We start from the raw sequence: 4389 nt of genomic DNA, 5'->3' as shown, positions 1-4389 counted from the left end.
AAACCACAAGCTCACAACCTTTATCCGATTACCAGTCTTCTATTCAAAAGGACTTAAAGGGTATTCTAGGGCAGATAGAGGGTGTAGGAAATATTGATGTGATGATTACCTTTGAAAGCCTAGAAAGAAAAGAAATTGCCTATAACACTCAAGAATCCAATAATACCACAACTGAAAATGACAATCAGGGAGGTGAAAGAGTTATTGAAGAAAGTCAAAAAAATCTAAATGCAATTATGGTCAATAAAAATGGTTCTAATGAACCCTTAATTATCACTGAGAATTATCCAAGTATAAAAGGAGTCATCGTAGTGGCGGACGGTGCTTCTAATCCAGATATAAAATACAATCTTTTAAAATGTGTGGAAAATGTACTTGATTTGCCTTCTCATAAAGTTATGATTTACTCAAGAAAGAAATAATATATATAAGACAAATTTAAAAATAATCAAGGGGGTTATTCAATTGAAAAGAAGCAAGAATTTAATGGTTTTAGGTTTGGTAGTAGTTTTAGTTTTTGTAGGATACCTTAACTTCCAAATGTTCTTTAAAAAGGATACGGACACTGCCCAGGTAAACACAGAAGAAGCACCTATTAATGCAGAATTAGTTAGTAGTGAGACAGAAAATGAAATCATGACTGGAAATATGGCTGTGACGGATGAATTCTTTGTTGATTACAAAATCGAGAGAGATCAAAGTAGAAGTCAACATGTTGCAATGTTAGAAGAAATATCAAAATCAGAAGATGGAGATAAAGAGACAAAAAATCTAGCACAACAAGAAGCGATTAGTTTAGTGAAAATAAGTGAACAAGAGATGGTCATCGAAAATCTAATTCGTTCAAAAGGCTTTAACGATGCAATCGTATTTATTCATGATGGATATGTAAATGTAGTAGTAGATGCAGAACAATTGACAACAGCACAAGCAGCACAAATACAAAATATCGTAAACAAGGAAACTTCAGTAACTATCGACAAGATCTCTATTGCAACAAATACTTCAAGCGCGAAATAGTTATGTGGTGTAGCTTCTATTTAAAAACACCTAAGTCACCGCAGGTCACGTAGAAAATATAGATTTTGTGGCCAGAATAAACAATTTTAAAGTCGAAGTACCTTCTAATAATAGGGAGATACTTTGACTTTATTTTTATTTAATAAAAATGTAAGAATCTGTTTTATTAATATACACTTATGTCACCGAAGATCGCTTTAACACTTAGAACATAGAACTTAGAACATAGAACTTAATATGAACTTAAAACCAAGATAGTCATCCCAAATGCTTTTACATAGGGCATAGAACGGATATCTTACAACTTAAAAGTTGTATCCCTTCAAGGCTTGTAATATAATGGTAAGTAAATAATTTAAAGAAGAGGTAGTAAATTATATGTACGAAATACTGCTCAGAATATATGATTTTTTAGGAGACACTTATCAAATTATCGCTACTGTGTTTAAATATCTTTTTGTCATCATTATCTATCTTTTTATTTTTTCTATTATTCGCATGATTTATTTGGATATTAGTTATATGAAAGGGTATCGTAGAAATGAAGATGAAAAGGTGCCTTATTTAAAATTAATGAATCGAAGAGAAAAATTAAACTTTAAAACATTTGATACTTACGATTTAGATAGGAATAAAACCATAGGTCGGTCCAATAAAAATGAAATTACCATTCAAGATCCATTTCTCTCTAAGAAACACGTCTCTTTTACTTTTGAAGGGGATCAATGTTTTGTGCAAGATTTAGACAGCACCAATGGGACTTTGGTCAATGATGAAAAGCTTGGAGATGAACCTGTTTTACTACAAGACGGAGATAAGATTCACTTAGGCCAGTTGGATTTTATTTTTGTGGATGAAACGGAATATGAGGATGAAGAAGAATGATGATTTTTAACCGCTATAGACCCATTTACTTTATTGTTTTTCTCAATCTTCTGGCCTTTGGACTATTATTTTTAAGAAATCCAAGCAAGACTGTATTGCTTACTTGTCTTATTATGATTGCCATGATTTATTTTGTCTACTTTCTCCTACGATGGAAAAAATGGGGGGATCTATACTTATTTTTAATTGTTGCTATGTTAAGTAGCATTGGTCTGATTATGATTTTTCGCCTAGACCCGGAGCTAGGGACAAAACAAATTATTTGGTTTGCAGGAGGGATTATCCTCTTCTTGCTGACTTATTTTGTCTTTACTAATATTAAGTTTTGGAACAAACTCACCTACTTCTATATAGGTTTAGCTATTGCTTTGTTTCTTTTAACTTTACTATTTGGAAGAAATATAAGTGGTGCTACAAACTGGATTCGAATTGGAAGATTTTCCGTTCAACCTTCAGAATATATTAAGATTATCTTTGTCTTCTTTTTAGCCTGTTATTATGCAAAACCGGATGTTCTTGAAGTGCCTAGCTTTTCAATTAAAGAAAGAGATATTAAAGTGCCCGATTTTACAATTAAAGAAAAAAACATTAAAATGCCTAACTTTACAATTAAAGAGAGGGACATTAAAATACCTAATAATATTATGCTGTCTATTGTATCTTATGTCTTTTTAGTGTTCTTTGTATTGCAAAGAGAGTGGGGTGGAGCTGTTTTACTCTTTTTAATTCACATTGTGCTCTTGTTTGTCTTTGAAAATGATTGGAAGGTGATTTTGGGAAATATTGCTCTTGCCTTTATTGGAGGCCTTTTAGGAGTACTTTTCGTTAATCACATTCAAGTTCGAATTGATGTGTGGCTTAATCCTTGGGAAGACATTGCTGGAAAGGGCTATCAAGTTACTCAATCCCTCTTTGCGATAGGCTCTGGTGATTATTTTGGTAGAGGTTTAGGCCTCGGTAGCCCCAGATATATTCCAGAGGTAGAAACAGATTTTATCTTTTCGGCTATTTGTGAAGAAATGGGCATTTTAGGTGGCGTTGGGGTCATTATGCTCTACTATATTTTAGTATATAGGGGATTTAAGATTGCTTTAACTGTTGAAAATACATTCTATAAAGCTATTGCATTAGGGATTACCTTAATATTTGCTTTTCAGACTTTCATTATTATAGGTGGCGTTATCAAACTCATTCCCTTAACAGGAATTACTTTACCCTTTATTAGTTACGGAGGAAGTTCCTTAACTACGAGCTTTATCGCATTAGGCATATTACAGGGTATTTCTAAGGACATCGAGGGAGGCGGAGTATGAATACCAATAAGAGGATTATCTTATCTTTAATTGCCATAAGCGTACTATTCTTTTCCCTAATAGCTTATTTAACCTATTTTGAAATTTTCACAAAAGATCAAATTGTATCTAATAGCTACAATCAAAGGTTAAGCGAATATGAAGATGCAGTTTTAAGGGGAAATATTTACGATCGAAATGGAACAATTATTGCTTATTCCGAAAGAGAAGGAGAAGAAGCAGAACAGAAGCGAATTTACCCATATGAAAATACGTACAGCCATATTATTGGTTATAGCTCCAAGACTTATGGAAAAGCTTTATTGGAGGCGTCTTACAATAAGTATTTATTAAATATCAATGAATTAAGACCCGTTATCGATTTGAAAAATCAAATTACGGGGCAGACTTCCAAGGGAAATAATCTGTACTTGACTATTGATCATGAATTGCAGTCCTTAGGACAAGAATTATTAGGTGAAAATAAAGGAGCCATTGTAGTTATGAACCCTAAAACAGGAGAAATCCTAGCTATGGTAAGCAAGCCAGACTACAATCCTAATAGCGCAACTTTAGAAAAAAATTGGACTTCTATTGTAGAATCTGAAAATACTCCTTTACTACCTAGAGCAACTCAAGGTCTATATCCGCCAGGGTCAACCTTTAAAACGGTTGTAGCTAGCGCAGCCATTGAAAACGGGCTAGGGGATACTACTTTTGAAGATAAAGGGGTTACTACTATAGGTGGAAAAGAGATTAAAAATTATGGTGCAAAAGCCTATGGAAATATTAATTTAGAGGAAGCCCTCACTTACTCAAGCAATGTAGCTTTTGCAGAATTAGGCGTAGCTTTAGGCGACGGAGATTTGAGAAGATTATCAGAAAAGTTATTATTCAATCAATCTATTGATTTTGAGATTTCTCTAAAGAAGAGTTATTTTCCTAGTAAAAAGCTAAATAAAAGTGAACAAGCAGTAACTGCTTATGGTCAAGGAGAACTCTTAGTCACACCTCTGCACATGGCCATGATGGTTTCTACCATAGCCAATGATGGGATTATGATGAAACCTATTTTAGTAAAAAATATCACAGGTTTTACAGGAACAGAAGGAAAACCACAAGAATTATCTACAGTTATGTCCGCGAAAACAGCCAATAAAGTGACCTCTATGATGAAAAGTGTGGTCAATAA

At 33.4% G+C, this 4389-nt stretch carries 4 protein-coding genes and 1 pseudogene; all 5 read left to right on the top strand.

The annotated features are described in order from the left end of the window. Positions 1–422: pseudogene (locus Q7P22_RS06235) on the top strand (stage III sporulation protein AG); the annotation flags it as partial. 43 nt (positions 423–465) lie between these two features. Next, positions 466–1020 (top strand): SpoIIIAH-like family protein, encoded by a 555-nt coding sequence (locus Q7P22_RS06230; protein ID WP_113920402.1) that lies wholly within the window; start codon positions 466–468, stop codon positions 1018–1020. A 378-nt stretch (positions 1021–1398) separates the two neighbouring features. Beyond that, entirely contained in the window at positions 1399–1905 is a 507-nt protein-coding gene (locus Q7P22_RS06225) for an FHA domain-containing protein (protein ID WP_113920401.1), read from the top strand. Then, positions 1902–3218 carry an FtsW/RodA/SpoVE family cell cycle protein gene (locus Q7P22_RS06220; RefSeq protein ID WP_113920400.1) on the top strand — a complete coding sequence of 439 codons (1317 nt, stop codon included), beginning with the start codon at positions 1902–1904 and terminating at the stop codon, positions 3216–3218. Before Q7P22_RS06225 ends, Q7P22_RS06220 begins: the two co-directional genes overlap by 4 nt. Then, positions 3215–4389, top strand: a 1175-nt coding sequence (locus Q7P22_RS06215; protein WP_303862028.1) for a penicillin-binding protein 2, incomplete at its 3' end; no start/stop codon positions are given. The genes Q7P22_RS06220 and Q7P22_RS06215, both read left to right, overlap by 4 nt.

Source organism: Alkalibaculum bacchi, from assembly GCF_937875145.1.
Classification (GTDB): Bacteria; Bacillota; Clostridia; order Eubacteriales; family Alkalibacteraceae; genus Alkalibaculum; species Alkalibaculum bacchi_A.
This window is presented reverse-complemented; position numbering and strand designations above follow the sequence as displayed.

Excerpts from the sequence above, each read along its gene's own strand:
- Q7P22_RS06225 (WP_113920401.1), top strand. The coding sequence starts at position 1,399 with ATGTACGAAATACTGCTCAGAATATATGATTTTTTAGGAGACACTTAT.
- Q7P22_RS06220 (WP_113920400.1), top strand. The coding sequence starts at position 1,902 with ATGATGATTTTTAACCGCTATAGACCCATTTACTTTATTGTTTTTCTC.